Origin of the sequence: Chitinophaga varians (assembly GCF_014529945.1) — a bacterium.
Taxonomy (GTDB): domain Bacteria; phylum Bacteroidota; class Bacteroidia; order Chitinophagales; family Chitinophagaceae; genus Chitinophaga; species Chitinophaga varians.
Genome location: NZ_JACVFB010000004.1, coordinates 26,077 through 41,750, shown reverse-complemented (window position 1 = coordinate 41,750; position 15,674 = coordinate 26,077). Strand labels below are relative to the sequence as shown.

Below are 15,674 nucleotides of genomic sequence, written 5' to 3'. Positions count from 1 at the left end.
TTTAATCATTTTAGAAAGTAGCAGTAAGACCTACTGTATAATATCTTGGCATCAGGGAGGTGGTTTCCGGGTCCCAATACTCCCATTCCTTCGCCCATACAGCCACGTTACGCACGCCTGCATATATCTTAAACTGGCTCATGTCCAGCCTTCTTGCTATATGCGCAGGCAGCGAATAAGATACCGCAATGTTATCCAGGCGGATATAAGTTTTATCAATTACCCGTGGCGGCGTTATATTCTGCACGTTGGTAGAATTCAGGCGGGCATATTTATCGGACGGGTTTTCCGGCGTCCAGTATTTTCTGACATAGGAGTTGGTGCGGTCCGTACCGGCGCCAAAATTATTCAGATAGTCGGTAGAGGCTTGTTTATGACCCCAATTCGAATATATATTGAAGGAGAAATCGAAATTTCTGAAAAGGGTGAAATCATTGCGCAGCGTCCAGCGGAAGCGGGGCGTGGTGGAGCCCAGGAACTGCTTGTCCGCATTGGTATATTTCCCATCGTTGTTAACGTCCTGTACTTTCACATCACCGGGTATTTCCCCATAGCGGGCAGCCTGGTCCCTTTCGCTTTCCTGCCATATGCCCAATACACGATAGTTCCAGATAGAACTGATATCATGACCAATGAACCAGCCGTTTGATATGTCGCTGATTTCTTTGGAGCCGACTACTTTACCATCTTCGTTGAGTACATCCTCGTAAGTGTAATAAAGGTGCCGGACCTCATTTCTGTTGAAGAAAAAGCCGAAGGTGGTGGACCATTCGAAATTTTTCCGCTGCATATTGAGCGAGGTAAGACCGAGTTCAAAACCTCTGTTGATGACTTCACCCAGATTAGTGGTAACGGTGCTGAAGCCGGTAAAGTCGGGCAGGGATTGATTCATCAGCAGGTCTGTAGTAGGCATATAATATACTTCCATGTTACCGGTGATACGATTGTTCAGGAAACCGAAGTCCAGCCCCACATTCCAGGAGGAGGTAGCCTCCCACTTCAGGTCATAGTTGGCCATCCGGTCTACGTATAGCTGTGACAGTTCGTATACCGTGCCATTCGTTTGTACGTAGGCGTAACGTCCGGCGCCGGTAGTAAGGTTCGACAGCGCCTGATATATGCCGATAGAGCGATTGCCGTTCATTCCCCAGGACAGCCGTAATTTGCCGGTACTCATGGGTTTCCAGTGGAAGAAGTTTTCGTCTGCAAAGTTCCAGGCAAATGCCAGTGCCGGAAAGGTGGCCCGTGGATTGGACACACCGAAGGCGGAATATCCATCTCTGCGGACGGAGGCCGTCAGCATATATTTGTTATCATAGGAATAGAATACGCGGGCCATCAACGCATCTCCGGTGCTTCGCTGGTCATTGCTGCTGATGGTGGTTTTTAATGGATTGGCGGCGCCGATATTGTGAAAGCCCAATGCATCAGTAGGAGAAAAGTCCCGCGCAGTAACGCTTTCATTCCAGGATTTATGTTCTTCTGCATTCTGTAGCAGCGTTACCTTCACATTATGCTTCTGCGCGAAGGTGTGGTCCCATGAAATAATATTATCTATCTGCCAGTCAAAATTTTTCGTGTTTTCCCGGACCACCTTTCCGTTATCTGACCAAAGGGGATTCTGCGATGACTCATGATACCTGTTATAGAACCATTGCATGCGCGGGGAAAAGTTCAGCTGATACGTAATTTTAAAAGGCAGTTTGATCGTTTGATAGAGGGTGGTGTTTAAAACAGTATATCCTTTTTCCAGTTTCTTGTACTGATTACTGAATGCAGAGTTGACACCCTGACTGACGCTGGCTCCCATGGGATAGGGGTCCAGCTTTCCGTTCTCATCAAAAGGCAGGGCAAAGGGCGAGTTATTGATGATCTGTCCGCCCCAGTCTACTGCGAAGTTACCATCAGAGCGGTCCTGGAAATTGATGTTCACGCCGGTATGCATCCATTTGTTGATTTTTCCGTCCATTTTGATATTGGCCCTGTAGGCGCGGTATTTATCTCCCACCACAATACTTTCGTTGTTCAGGTATCCCAGCGACAAATAGTAATTGAGGACATCCTTGTTTCTGCCGGAAAAGCTGACATTGTAGTCCTGTTGCACTCCGTGTTGAAAAGAGCCATCAAACCAGTCGTAGGTTTGGCCTTTGGCATAGTTCTGTCGTTCTTTATCGAACAGGCCGATGCGGCGCAGCCATATATCATCGGGATCGCCTGTTAATGCGTCATAGGCGCGCCAGTCGGCCATGGAGATTCCATACTTTGCCAGGTTGGCCTCCGTAGGCCGTGTATACTTTGCGGGCGTGGCCCATCTTGTGGTGCTGTTGAAAAGGTCGGTACGATAGTTCAGGTAGCCTTCTGCGTCATACACCTCCCGTTTGCGGCCCTGTGTAGCGATGCCGGTGTTGGCGCTAAAGCGGATGGCGGGTTTGTCGGTAGTGCCTTTTTTGGTGGTAATGATCACTACGCCGTTGGCAGATTTTGCGCCATAAATCGCCGCAGCCGATGCATCTTTCAGCACATCAAAATGTTCAATATCCTGTGGATTGATTTCTGACAGTTCTCCAAAGAAGATGACACCATCGAGTACGATAAGTGGATCATTACTGGCGTTTAAAGACCGTTGCCCTCTTATGAGCATGTCTCCTCCTCCTTTCGCTGAGGTGTTCTGTCCCACGTACAATCCTGGTACGCCGCTTCTCAACAGGTCCTGTACCGAGCGGGGACTTTCTTTTTCCAATCTGGCCGTTCTGAGCTGGCTGATGGAGCCTGTCAGGTCTTTTTTCCGCATAGAGCCATATCCTACCACTACTACTTCGCTGATCCGCTGTTCCCGGCTTTTCAGTGTCACCAGCAGGGAGAAGTCGGCGCCGGGTTTCAGGTTATAGCCGCTCAGTGTTTGGTTTTCAAACCCCACATAAGAAAAGGAAAAAGAGTACCCTGTGCCGGATGGCAATCGATTGAAATTAAAGACACCAATACTGTCTGTTTGTACAGAGGCCGAAAAATTGTTTGTGGCATTTTTAACGGTAACGCTCACCCCCCAGAGGGGTTGCCCTGTTGTTTCATTTTTAACGATACCTGTTACGTCTGCACGTTTTTGCGCATGAAGCCACAGAGGGGAAAGGCAAAGCAGTGCCGCTATGCCCAGCGAGGCATACGTGGAAGTCCATTTTTTCATTGTTGAAAGACTGTCTTATATTAGGCAATAAAGAACCCTTCGTTGCATGAAGCAACGCTACGGAAAATTGATGTCTGTATTATTTTGGTTAATTTTTCTTTCTGATGATATAGCTGCCTTCTTTTTTCTCTATTGTAAGATGGTTGAGCAATGCTATATCGTTTAATATCGTTTCCAGTGAATCGGTTTTATGTAGTCTTCCTGAGAAGTATTTATGTTGTAAGTCAGCAGGATAATAATAAATATCTACCTGATAATAGCTGCTAAGCTGATCAAAAACTTCGGACAGCAACGACGCGTCAAAGGTATACCAGTCGGGCCGATGCACCGTGTAGGCGTTACTGTTGGCAGGACCTGCCTTTACCAAATGCCCGGCAGGCGCATTGCGTTTTAAGCTTGCCAACATCGTGGCCTTATTATAAGTCAACACGTCACCGGGTAACAGCACCACCTTGCTTTTCCATTTAGCATGCAGGGAATCTGCTGCCGCCGCCTGCACCTTTCCTTCATGCAATGTCAATGTGATCACCTTACTTTCAGCAAACGACTGCACTGTAAAAGAGGTACCCAGCACCGTTGTAGCCAGCTTATCTGCATACACCACGAATGGCCGGTCTTTATCTCCCGTTACCTTAAACAGCGCTTCTCCTGACAGGTATATGATCCTTCCCTTATCTGCAACAAAAGGTTCATAAAACCGGATGCTGCTATGGGGCGACAACGTTACCACTGAGCTATCAGCCAGCAGGATGCTCATCGGCCTATTGGAGGTATTCTTCCTTTCCGTCATCTGCTGCGCTGTGCCTGGAAGGGCTCCACGTTTTGCCATCAGCGGCACTGGACCGGGCCGGTATATCCACAACAGCCCTATCAGCAGTCCCGCTACTGCAGCAGCTGCCAGCCAGGCGACTGGCATTTTCCGGCTTTTCCTGAGCGTTTTGCTGCTGACAGCTTTAAACATCTTTTCAGAAAGTGCCGGATCTACCTCCTGGCTGACGACGAAATTGTCCCAGTCTTCTTCGGTCATGTACCTGTTCCACTCCGCGGGACTATCCCGAAAATATTCCAGCACCCGCTTCCTTTCATCGTCACTGCATTCATTCCTGAAATATCTGTCAATTAGTTCCCTTTGTATCATTTCAGCTTGGATAATGAAGAGCCTTCTACCATATATCGTTTGAAAGAAGCGCATCCCCTAATGAGAAGATAAATATTTTTTAGCGCAGGAATAAGAGGATCAACAGTAGCAGAGATTTTCTTAAATGCTTGATAGCAAGCGTCATATGATTTTCTACCGTCTTAACAGACAACGAAAGTAATGCTGCAATTTCTTTATAGGATTTAAATTCATACCGACTGAGCTCAAACACTCTTCTTCTGACAGGGGGCATATTTCCCACAACATCCTTTATTCGTTGCTGCAGTTCTTTGATCTCCACCTCATCGGAGATATGCCATGTATCGTTTTCCACTGGTTTTTCCAGCTTTAGCATCCTTTCCCTCACCGCATCTTTTCTGAACAGATCAATACAGGTGGCCCGGGCAATATGGAATATTAACTTACCCACCTGCTCCGATTCGTGCAGCTGTTGCCGGTAGTTCCATAATTTAATGAAGGTGATTTGCGTGGTTTCTTCGGCGATATATTGGGAATTCGTTTTGGACAGGACATACAGATATACCTTCCGGTGGTATTCGTCGAATAGTTCTCTGAAAACGGAAGTATCCCCTTCTTTCAATGCAAGGATCGTATTGAACGTGGACATGATAGGAAATCAGTATTTCCTATCTAATGTACAAAAAAAGGGATGCGGGCGACAATATTTTTTTTCGGGGCATAAAAAAAGGCCTGTAAGTAATAACTTACAAGCCTTTCCTATTCACCAGGTGAATAATCAGTTCATCATTCTTTCAGGGCAGACAATCCCCTGCTTATATTATTTTCCACCTCACCTACCATCGCCTGATCAACGGTATCATTGGCGATGATGATAAAGCCCAGTTGTTTTTCCGGATAAAAAAGGCACAGCGTATTAAATCCAATCCGTACGCTCCCGTCGTGATAGATATAACGCGCGCCGGTAGTATCGGTATCTATCATCCAGGACAATCCTGAACCGAAGCCGTCAGGCTTGCCAAAGGTCAACTGATGTGTCAATTTCACTGCCGGATCTTTCTCTGTCAGATTGGCTTCCAGGAATTTCAGCATATCCCGGACGGTAGAGTTCATAGACGGTCCGATATAAAAACCTTCCAGGTTCACGAATGGCTGCGGATTACCTGCTTTGTCGTATCCCTGCGCTGCGCGTTTCATATCAGCGGCAGACAATACCTGCCTGGTATCTTTCATGTGGAGGTGTTTATGCAAAAAGTTCGTCAGCAGTTGATTATAGGGCTGATGATACACCCGTTCCAGGATCACCATGAGCAGCATCATACCGTGGCTACTGTAACGGTAACGCGTACCCGGTATGGTATCTGGTTTTACATGATGCAGATCGGCCAGTAAGCTGTCCTGGTTGTAGGCAGCAAAGAAGTCTACCTGTTGCTGCATGGGCAGCTTCTTCCAGTTTTCCCGGAGCGCTTCCGGAATTTCCTTCTTCGGCTGGGGGAGCGCGGCGGTATGGTTCGCCAGGTCCACCAGTTGCACCGCTCTGCCATGATATTCAAGATTGGGATAGTTTCCCGGCAGATACTTCCTGATATCATCTTCCGGCTTTACTTTTCCTTCCACGATAGCCTGTGCGAGCATGGTACCGACAAACGTTTTGGCTACTGAACCGATATTGCAGAAGTTATCCGGTGAAGGAAGTTTTCCGCTTCCTTTTTTTACTTCTCCGTAATTGTAGGTAAGAAAGCGGCCTTTTCTATAAATGCCGATACTCAGTCCCACCGTATTTTTATGACTCATGTAAATGCCGGCAGCGTGGTCCACCACCGAATCTATCGGCGTAAGCAGTTTGTTATCTGTCAACAAGGGCTTCTTCATTTGTGCTACTGACCTCCCTGTATACATGCCTGATAAGAGCAGCGTTGCCGCCGCTCTTACTAATAAATTTCTGGTTGTCATACTTCTGCAACAATTCACATGCGTTAAAATTATTCCGTCTTCAGCCCCTTCACCGTATTTATTCTCACTGCCTTAATCACCTGGAAACTGATGGTAGCCAGCGCAATGAGTATAGAACCCAGTCCGGCTACCGCAAATACTACCCAGTTGATGCTGGTATGGTAAGCAAATCCCTGCAGCCACCTGTACATGAAGAACCATGCTACCGGGAATGCAATCAGTAAAGCGACCAGCACCAGCGATAAAAACTCTTTAGACAGTAATCCGAACAGGGAAGTGGCGGTAGCGCCGAGGGCCTTCCGGATACCTATTTCTTTTGTACGTCTTTCTACTGTAAAGATCGTGAGCCCCAGCAAGCCAAGGCAGGATATCAATATTCCCAGCAGCGCAAACCAGTTGGCCAGTTTGCCGATAATATTTTCGCTTCTGTATAAGTTGTTATACTCTTCATCCGAAAACTGATAGGTGAACGGAAATTTAGGATTCAACTCCCGGGCAAGCGTTTCGAGAGAAGCCAGCGCCTCTTTCGTTTTCCCTGGCTGTGTTTTTATCAGGATCTTACCCCCATCTTCTCCTTCACCAAGATACATCACAAAAGGATTTACCGGCACATACAATGAATTAAAGTGGAAATCTTTCACCACACCGATGATAATGCCCTGTTGGTTCCATAATTTAAACGGTTTGCCTATCGGGTCCGTATAGCCCGTTTTGGCTACCGCCTCTTCATTCAGGATAAAGGCACCGGAGTCTGTTGCAAATTCTTTTGAAAACTCCCGTCCTGCCACCATCTGCATATTCATGGTTTTAACAAAATCATATCCCACGCCGGCATCTCCAAAGGAAATCTTCGTATTCGGATCTTTGCCCTGCCAATCCACATTGGAAGTACTGCTTTTGATATCAGTAGGTATGACGTTGATCCGGGAAACATACTTAATACCCGGCATTTTTAACGCTTCCTCCCGGAAAGTATTGTATTTAGTGGCCAGTTCCCCTTCCACCGGAATATAAATCAGATTGTCCCTGTCGAACCCGAGATTTTTTGTCTGAATATAATTTACCTGTCTTGATACGACAATGGTGCCGATGGTAATGGTAACCGACAAAAAGAACTGAAAGATGACCAGGCCCTTACGGAACACTCTGCTACCTGCGTTCATTTTAAAAGCGCCTCTCAATACTTTCACCGGATCAAAAGAAGACAGGAACAGTGCCGGATAGCTCCCGGATATCAGTCCGGTAATGAGGGTAATGCCTAATACCGACAACCAGAAATCACCATTGAGGAAAGGGAAGCCGATACTTTTTTGTGTGAGGGTGTTGAAGCTATGCAGCAGACAGGCGACCAGTATCATGGCGATGATCATAGATGCCACGGACAGGAAGAGGGCTTCACCCATAAACTGGTAAATCAGCGTCAGGCGCGTTGCGCCAACGGTTTTACGCACACCTATTTCACGGGCGCGCCGGATAGAACGCGCTGTGGTAAGGTTCATAAAATTAATACACGCAATGACCAGAATAAATATGGCTACGATACTAAAAAGCCACACATACTCGATCCTGCCTCCTTCAATTTTTCCTTCTTTGTTGAAGCTGGAATGCAGGTACATCTCATCGAATCGCTGTATGCCCAGTTCCACTCTGTAATTCTCATCGTATTTGTTATAGCTGGCCAGGAAGTTGGTCATTTTGTGTTCAAAACCGGCGGCGTTCACATTTTCTTTCAGCGTAAAAAACGTACGTACGGCGGTGTTACCCCAGTTTTTCAACACCGGGTACTGCCGCATGAGGGCGTCCCAGTTGACCAGGTAGTCAAACTTGATAGAGCTGTTGCGGGAGGGCACCTCAAACACGCCGGTAATCTCAAAATTCACCGTGTCTTCGAAATTGACCGTTTTCCCGAGGGCATTGGCAGCGCTTCCGAAGAAGTCTTCCGCCATTGCTTTTGAGATGCAGATGTTGTCGGGCCCGGCCAGGGCATCACTTCTGTCTCCGGCCAATAGTTTATAGCTGAAGATACTGAAGAAGTCTTTGCCGGCGTATCCGCCTTCTTTTTTAAATATCCTGTCTCCCACGCGGAAGGTATGCATTTCATTCATCGTAAAGCCGCTGGCCAACGCCACTTCTGGCATGACCCGCTTCATTTCCTCTGCCAGCACACCGGGCGTGTTGTATTTCGCTGTTATTTTATCTCCGGCATACTGTCTCGCATATACGCCGTAGATACGATCAGAATGCTCGTTAAAGCTGTCTGTTTTTTTCTCGTCGTTTATCCAAAGAAATACCAGCAGGCTACAGGCGAGACCCAGCGAAAGTCCTGAAATATTAATAAAGGAAAATGCTTTATTCCGGGCGATATTCCGGAGGGTAGTCAGGATATAATTTTTAAACATCTGCTTATTTTTGAGATATTAACAAGCCGCCAGACGTGCGCCTACGGTGGTTAACTTATGATAGAATAACAAAATAACTAAATTGTCTGATAAATACAAATGCTCACACGGGCTGCGCAACGAGCTCCGGTGTTTTCATTTTGCTGCGGATAAAATCCAGCAGCATAGCTGCAGTATAGTCACTGCAGGGCAACTGCGTGTAGCTGTTTCGTTCTTCCGTGGTGAGGCTGCTGAGCACTGTAATCTCTTTCTTATTGTTCTTCTCTTTTAACAGCAGGCAATTCATCAACGGAGAACTGCCCCACCAATAGTTAGCATTTCCTTCTCTTTTAACATATTGTCCGGTGTAGGTGATCAGCAACGGAATATCTTTCGGCGAAGCGCCATTATTCAGGTAGTGGTTATAGATACCAGAAGCACAATGCAGCAAACCCGTGCAGGGACCCAATACCAGCCTGGTGTGCCGCGATGCCAGCAAACACAGGTCTTCCCTGAATGAAAGGCTTTCCGAGAAAATCATTTTCTTCATATTTTCTTCTCCTAACCATTCTTTGTAAAATGCCCGTTTTCCAATACTTCTTTCATCGAAGACGAGCACCTTTACATTGTCAGCTTCCAGTAATCCCATCAACAGATCGAAATAGACGTTCATACTAATCAGCTTACTTCTTCTGGTAGTGGAATCCAGCAGAATGTAAAGTTTGTCTGTAGCTTTCATCCCTTTCGCCGCCAGCCATCCATCGGCCCAGTCCCGCTCTTCTTCAGAAACGTATATCTCGCGCGGTTTACCGGCCACCTTTGTGGTGATAAACTCCATCAGTGCTTCATTTACCGGGAAAACGATCCGGGCGTCCACCCTTACCTGCTGAATGAAATTGGAAATAGAGAATACCGCCAGGTTGTAATCGCTACACGGGTCATATTTTTCGTGTAGTATCTTCAACAGTATTTCTTCATCATTGGCCGCGCAAATCACCGCATCATATTGTGTGTAATCAATCTCATTCCAATCCGAAAAATGGATATTATCCAGGTTGGGATTATTTTTTAACAACGCGTTGTACATCGTGGCATTCTGCTTGTTGATCAGATTAATATCGATCACAGCATGGTGGAAAAACGCCCTGATCCCGCGGATTTCATTGAGATCAATAAAAGTATCTCCAATAAAAAAAGCTTTTTCCTGATACACGATCAGCAACCGCTGAACATTGTCCCTGTTTATTTTCACGTTGTTGTTTAACGTGGCTTCCATGATTAACTGATAGTTTTGCATTGTCGTGGATTTAAAGGATGTGGAATTTTATTCTTGCTTCGTGCTATTTTCTGCTACTTATTTTGGACTAACATGACGCGCTTATAACAGCTTTTGATTGTATTCGCAATTTTTTCGGGATGGTCATGAATAAAGAAATGGCCACCTTCGAATATTTCAGAAGAAAACCGCGACAGCGTAAATCGGCCCCAGTTGGATATTTGCTCTACCTTTGGCTCTTCGCTTCCCATCATGGCGAACAAGGGCGCCCTGACAGGCGCTTCAGCCCCTGTCATACCGGTACGTTCGGCAATTTCAAAGTCAGCCCTTAAAATGGGATCAAAAAACTCGAACAACTCATCGTTCCCGATAAATTCAGGAGGGATGCCGCCCAGGATTTCCAGTTCCCGGATAAAATCCTCCTTACCCATCAAATACCTGTTTTTTACACTCTCCGCGCCCGGTCCTGCATTACCGCTGACGATCACATAAGCCGGGTATTTACCGGACTGCTCCAACATAGAGGCCACACGAAGCGCCAGGGAGGCGCCCATGCTGTGTCCGTATATCAGAAATACGGGAGAAGAAAGTTTCTGCATAATCTGTTTATGCAGATCAGCCGCTGCCAGATTGAAGTCTTTCAGCAGCTCCTCCTGAATCCTTCTTCCTCTTCCCGGCAACTCCAGCGGCACGACGTCAAAGTCACGCAGCAGCGACACCATAAACTGAAAGGAGTATACATTCCCGCCTGCAAAATGCAATAAGAATAACTGTGGTTTAATCATACGACTACCTGTTAATTTTTTTTTGATTCAATCACTTTTCACCAGCGCTTCCATTTCATAAAATAATTCTTTTTCTCCAAACAGGCGTTCAGAAACAATACCCCGCGATTGGCATTCTGCGATCAGTTTATTGGACTGGATAATGGGATTGGACTCGTCCGTATATTTGATGGAACTGATAAATTCCAGCCAGGGCTCCATCCCCATCGCATATACGTAGAGCTCCCGGGGTTTAAAAACATTGACCATCGCCCTTCCCCTTTCGTAGTTGGAGCCTGCCAGTCTGCGGGAGCCGTCCATGTCCTTGGGCATGTCTTGCGTCAGCAGCGGGCCATACAGCCATGACAGCGGTGCGCCGTCACATTCCATTCCCAGAAAGAGACTATCTACCGGCCCGGTAATTTTATATACCTGCTCGTAGATCCGGGGCTCTATATTGCAGGAGTCGGCGGCGAACATCAGCTTATACTGCCCTATTTTCACATGGTAGCACAATTTAGACCGGATGTCCAGGTCCGAATGCTCGCCCATAAAAGGGATGCCTGTAATCCTGCAGTTCGCATGCCCTACCGTATCAAATTCACCGGCTTCTGTAACGTTATCAAATCCGATGGCGTTGAACATCAGCTTTAGGTCAGGGTCCTGCAGAGATCCTGCACCCGATTTCGGGACAACGATCGTTCCGATGCGGTGCCTCAGCGACAGCAGTGTTTCGAACAGAATATGGTCCTGGTGATTGTGGGTTATCAGTACATAATCTATTTTGTCCGGCAGATGGGCCTCGGAATATCTGGTAACATCCGTAGAATAGCCGTGGTAGCTAATGACAGGATCTACCAGTACGCTCACCTCTTTTGTTTCCACCAGTATGCAGGCATGACCGAAATAGCGCATCCGGATTTTGTCGCCGGTATAAGGTTCGTACGCCACAGGAGGCTCCTGCGTAAAGAAGGTATCAAAAAGCGGCATGTCTTTTTCCGCGATGCCCATGGCCGCTGCCAGTTCATCTTTATTACCGGGTGTGCGTCTCATCTCGCCCAGCATATCGATGGCAGCATGCCTGAAAGGTATATTCACATGGACCACACCGGGTTCTTCCAGCCTGGGCGTACTCAGTACAAACGGGCGCTCATCGTTATTCGTGATCCATAACGCGATGCTCTGCGATGCCTCCCGGTAATATTCACTATGGTACAACAGCTTTTCAAATATCCGGAAGGTAGGTTTGTTGTTCAGGTCATATACCAGCTCCACAAATCCCCTGAGCGCGTCCGGCACCAGGCTGTACAGCTGGTCCATCGCATAGCCTCTGGCAGATTTGTCCAGCAGGGCATTCAGCTCTGCCACTGCGGCGGCGAAATTTATCTGGCTGGCTTTTTCCTGCATGGTCACCTCCCGCAGTTGTTTTATCTCCGCAACCCTGTTCCGGTCAAAATCCACGAAAGGCCCGCCTTTCATTTTCGGGTTTTTAGCGGCGGCCATGTGCACCTGCGGATTCTGAATATAGGAGTTCAATATCTTCAGATGCCTGTTTGTTACGTTCATGGCTGAAGTAGCAGGGGAAATGAGGTGCGACCATGCATACCATCTGTCGAAAAGTGGCTCCAGCACCAGGTTGGGCTTTACATACCAGCTATTTTTATTCATGATTCGGCTTTTTTAGATGATGATATCAGAAGGCTACAGCAGTCGTTTCGTGTACCCCATCCCGTTTGTACAATATTTCTTTTTCACCAAACAGCCGTTCTGCCACCATTCCTCTGCTGGTACATTCTTCCACCAGCCTGTTGGATTGAATAATAGGGTTGGATTCATCTGTATATTTCAGACTGCTGATAAACTCCAGCCAGGGTTCCTGTCCCATGGCATATACGTAGATTTCTTTCGGATGGAAGATGTTCACCAGCGACATCCCCTTGCCGCAGTCAGATCCTGCCAGTCGCCGGCTGTTATCCTGTTCCCGGGAGAGTTTTTTTACCATCAGCGGGCCATACAACCAGGAGAGCGGCGCCCCGTCACATTCCATACCGAGGAAGATCACATCTACCTTACCGATCGCTTCAGCCACATGGCGGTACAATGCTGGTTCCATGATCCTTGAATCCGCCATAAAGAGCAGACCGAAACGATCTACCTGAACGTGGTAGCATAATTTCGACTGGATGTTCAGGTCGCAGTGCTCTCCGGTAAAAGGAACACCGGTAATCACCGTGTCGGCAAACCGGATGGTTTCCAGTTCATCCAGCTCGATGACATTATTGAACCCGATGTTTGTCAACATTAATTTCAGTTCAGGGTCTTCTATCCTTCCTCCGCGGGTGCGTGGCACGATGAGGTTTTTAATTTTATGTCTGAGGGGTAATAAGGTCTCAAACAGTATATGGTCCTGATGATTGTGGGTAATAATGGCGTAATCGATGGTATCCGGCAGGTCTACATCGGAGAAGTGTTCCACATCGGAGTGATAGCCATAGTAGCTGATCAGCGGATCGAGCAGGATGCTGACATCTTTTGTTTCTACCAGGATACAGGCGTGACCGAAATAACGCATCCGGATCTTATCGCCGGTGTATTTATTGTAGGTAGCAGGTACTTCGCTGGTAAAGAACGTTTCAAACAAGGGCGCCTGTTCCGGCGTAATGCCCAGCGCCTCTTTAATATAGGAAATTGTTTGTGGCTGCCGTTTCATTTTGGCCAGCTCGTCGATGCCTTTGTGGCTAAACGGAATATTGAGCCGCAGCACATTATCGTCTTCCAGTCTCGGCGTGCTCAGGCAAAACGGCCGATGGTCGTTATTCGTAATCCAGAGGGCTATGCTCTGGGAGGCTGTCCTGTTGTATTTGCTTTTATATAACAGGGATTCGAAGAAACGATAGGAAGCATTATTATTCAGGTCGTAGTACAATTCCACATACCCTTTCAGTATTTCCGGCACCTGCTCATACAATGTTTCCAGAGAGCTTCCTTTTGCGTTGGTCTGCAGCATGTTGTTCAGTGCTTTGATGGCCTTTGCCAGTTCAATCATGTCTGCTCTCTCTTCCAGTGTTTTGTCCATCAGTGCTTTCACCTCCTCCAGTTTTCCGCCGCCGAAATCCATAAAGGGGCCGCCCAGCATCTTAGGATTCAACACCGCCTGTGCATGTGCTTCGGGGTTGGCAAGATACGACTCGAAAATATCGAGATGCCTTTTAACGATGTTTAACGCAGCGGTAGCCGGCGATATCAGATGAGGCCATGCATACCAGGAATCTATCAATGGTTCTACCACAACGTTGGGCTTCAGAAATACCAGTTCGTTATTCATAATGGGAAATTTTTATCGTTTTTATGTAATCATTCAATTCAGGAGCAAATCATGGCCGATGGCTTTTACTTCGGAAAGAAGTCCTGCATCCATTTTATACAGTCTGTCTGCATATTGATAGTAGTGGTCGTCGTGCGTAATAGCGATGACGGTAAATCCTTCCTGTTTCATCACGCCTAATATTTCCTTGTAGAATTTCTTCTTAAAATGCGGGTCCTGATCTGCCGCAAATTCATCGAGCACCAGTATTGGTTTTTTCTCCAGCATCGCATAAATGAGCGCCAGCCTTTTCCGCTGGCCGGTAGAAATATTGATGTTCAGGAGCTTACCTTCTTCGATGGTCACTTTGTGATCAATTTCGAATAGTTCCAGGTATCTGGCCGCTTTTTCCACATCGAGATCGGGCATACCGTAAAACTCATCGAAGAGGTGAAAGTCGCTGAACACCGGCGCAAACAACGACCGGTAGCTTTCCATGTGTGCCGGCAGTACCGCGTGGCCATTGGCTTTGATCACGCCTTCGTCCTGGGCTATCAGTCCCACCAGGATATTGATAAACGTGGTTTTTCCGCTACCGTTGCCACCACTGATAAAAATCACTTCCCCTGCTTTTATCTGCAGATCGATCGGGCCTATACGAAAAGGGATGGCAGCAGCGCCGTCTGTTTCGGACAGGTACCGGAAACCGATATTGCCAAGCTGCAGTCCTTCAAATGGCGCGATCGGCAATGCTTCCGCTATCACCGTTTCTTTTCCCGTGATCAGCCGCTCCAGCTCATTCACCCGGCCGATAGAGGCTTTCGCCTGCAACAGATTGGGCACCAGCAATATCACTGTTTCAATGGGGCTCCATATGTAAAGGATCAGAAATACGAACTTCACCACTACTGCCCTTTCCACCGCGAAAACACCGCCCAGTCCCAGCATTATCAGGCCGATGAACACATAAAAAGCTACCTGCCCGATAATGCGGTTATTCAGAAAACTGATCTGTGCTTTCTGATTCAGCAGCGCGCCGTCACCGATGGCTTTATGGATATGTTTACCGGAAATTTCGGCGCCCTTTACCGGGGCAATACTGATCTCCTTAAAGCCAGCCAGTATTTCATTGAGGTATTTGATAAAGACGTCGTTTTTGGCCAGGGCCAGTCTAAAAAAATGCCCGGCCCTTTTTACACAGAGATAGTAGATCCCCAGTGTGAACAACATCAGCCCCAGCATGCAAAGCAGCAGCTTCCAGGAGAGCGTGCCCATATAGGCAAAACAAATCAGTATAACGATGGTGTTGGTCAACACATCCACGACGCTGACCGACGCATTCACGATGTTATTGGTATCATTGGTGAGTGCGGCAAATACCCGGTTTCTGTTTTTCACCAATACGGTAAAAGGAGATCCCAGCACCATTTTCAACACCGTGATGCGTGTCGTATACAGTAGCTGTTGTGTAAATTTGATGATTCCCAGGGCCACCATCCACCGGCAGACGATAAACAATACCAGGGAGCCGGCGAACAGCATCAGGTAGGTGCGTGGCAATACCGCTGCTGCGGTAAAATAATCGCCTATGATGCGGTTAATGGTATATACCACGCCCATATTCCCCAACGCAGCCATAATGCTGAGAAAGGTAAAATAGATATACTTTTTCCAATCCTTCTTGCTGAAATTCATAAGACG

General features: G+C 47.2%; 10 protein-coding genes. All 10 read right to left on the bottom strand.

Features of this window, described 5'->3' with window-relative positions:
* Window positions 1-10: 10 nt before the first annotated feature.
* The 10 genes from ICL55_RS20300 to ICL55_RS20255 all read right to left on the bottom strand — a co-directional run bounded on the left by ICL55_RS20300 (window position 11) and on the right by ICL55_RS20255 (window position 15,668).
* Window positions 11-3,181: a SusC/RagA family TonB-linked outer membrane protein gene (locus tag ICL55_RS20300; RefSeq protein WP_188100723.1), complete on the bottom strand. Its 3,171-nt coding sequence runs from the start codon at window positions 3,179-3,181 to the stop codon at window positions 11-13.
* Between the two features lie 88 nt (window positions 3,182-3,269).
* Window positions 3,270-4,319 carry a FecR family protein gene (locus ICL55_RS20295; protein ID WP_188100720.1) on the bottom strand — a complete coding sequence of 350 codons (1,050 nt, stop codon included), beginning with the start codon at window positions 4,317-4,319 and terminating at the stop codon, window positions 3,270-3,272.
* A 79-nt stretch (window positions 4,320-4,398) separates the two neighbouring features.
* Window positions 4,399-4,947, bottom strand: a complete 549-nt coding sequence (locus tag ICL55_RS20290) for an RNA polymerase sigma-70 factor (protein ID WP_188100718.1) — start codon at window positions 4,945-4,947, stop codon at window positions 4,399-4,401.
* Window positions 4,948-5,084: 137 nt separating this feature from the next.
* The gene (locus tag ICL55_RS20285) at window positions 5,085-6,251 is read right to left on the bottom strand and encodes a serine hydrolase domain-containing protein (protein WP_188100716.1); all 1,167 of its coding nucleotides are present in this window, start codon (window positions 6,249-6,251) and stop codon (window positions 5,085-5,087) included.
* A 29-nt stretch (window positions 6,252-6,280) separates the two neighbouring features.
* Window positions 6,281-8,650 carry an ABC transporter permease gene (locus ICL55_RS20280; protein WP_188100714.1) on the bottom strand — a complete coding sequence of 790 codons (2,370 nt, stop codon included), beginning with the start codon at window positions 8,648-8,650 and terminating at the stop codon, window positions 6,281-6,283.
* 103 nt (window positions 8,651-8,753) lie between these two features.
* On the bottom strand, window positions 8,754-9,905 hold the full coding sequence (locus ICL55_RS20275) for a hypothetical protein (RefSeq protein WP_188100712.1): 1,152 nt from the start codon (window positions 9,903-9,905) through the stop codon (window positions 8,754-8,756).
* Between the two features lie 74 nt (window positions 9,906-9,979).
* On the bottom strand, window positions 9,980-10,690 hold the full coding sequence (locus ICL55_RS20270) for a thioesterase II family protein (protein WP_188100710.1): 711 nt from the start codon (window positions 10,688-10,690) through the stop codon (window positions 9,980-9,982).
* Between the two features lie 27 nt (window positions 10,691-10,717).
* The gene (locus ICL55_RS20265; protein WP_188100707.1) at window positions 10,718-12,337 is read right to left on the bottom strand and encodes an MBL fold metallo-hydrolase; all 1,620 of its coding nucleotides are present in this window, start codon (window positions 12,335-12,337) and stop codon (window positions 10,718-10,720) included.
* A gap of 25 nt (window positions 12,338-12,362) precedes the next feature.
* On the bottom strand, window positions 12,363-13,994 hold the full coding sequence (locus ICL55_RS20260; protein ID WP_188100704.1) for an MBL fold metallo-hydrolase: 1,632 nt from the start codon (window positions 13,992-13,994) through the stop codon (window positions 12,363-12,365).
* Between the two features lie 33 nt (window positions 13,995-14,027).
* On the bottom strand, window positions 14,028-15,668 hold the full coding sequence (locus ICL55_RS20255) for a cyclic peptide export ABC transporter (RefSeq protein WP_188100702.1): 1,641 nt from the start codon (window positions 15,666-15,668) through the stop codon (window positions 14,028-14,030).
* Between the last annotated feature and the right edge of the window lie 6 nt (window positions 15,669-15,674).

Bases quoted from the DNA above. Each gene is read 5' to 3' on its own strand.
- ICL55_RS20300 (WP_188100723.1), bottom strand. From the start codon at position 3,181: ATGAAAAAATGGACTTCCACGTATGCCTCGCTGGGCATAGCGGCACTG.
- ICL55_RS20295 (WP_188100720.1), bottom strand. From the start codon at position 4,319: ATGATACAAAGGGAACTAATTGACAGATATTTCAGGAATGAATGCAGT.
- ICL55_RS20290 (WP_188100718.1), bottom strand. From the start codon at position 4,947: ATGTCCACGTTCAATACGATCCTTGCATTGAAAGAAGGGGATACTTCC.
- ICL55_RS20285 (WP_188100716.1), bottom strand. From the start codon at position 6,251: ATGACAACCAGAAATTTATTAGTAAGAGCGGCGGCAACGCTGCTCTTA.
- ICL55_RS20280 (WP_188100714.1), bottom strand. From the start codon at position 8,650: ATGTTTAAAAATTATATCCTGACTACCCTCCGGAATATCGCCCGGAAT.
- ICL55_RS20275 (WP_188100712.1), bottom strand. From the start codon at position 9,905: ATGGAAGCCACGTTAAACAACAACGTGAAAATAAACAGGGACAATGTT.
- ICL55_RS20270 (WP_188100710.1), bottom strand. From the start codon at position 10,690: ATGATTAAACCACAGTTATTCTTATTGCATTTTGCAGGCGGGAATGTA.
- ICL55_RS20265 (WP_188100707.1), bottom strand. From the start codon at position 12,337: ATGAATAAAAATAGCTGGTATGTAAAGCCCAACCTGGTGCTGGAGCCA.
- ICL55_RS20260 (WP_188100704.1), bottom strand. From the start codon at position 13,994: ATGAATAACGAACTGGTATTTCTGAAGCCCAACGTTGTGGTAGAACCA.
- ICL55_RS20255 (WP_188100702.1), bottom strand. From the start codon at position 15,668: ATGAATTTCAGCAAGAAGGATTGGAAAAAGTATATCTATTTTACCTTT.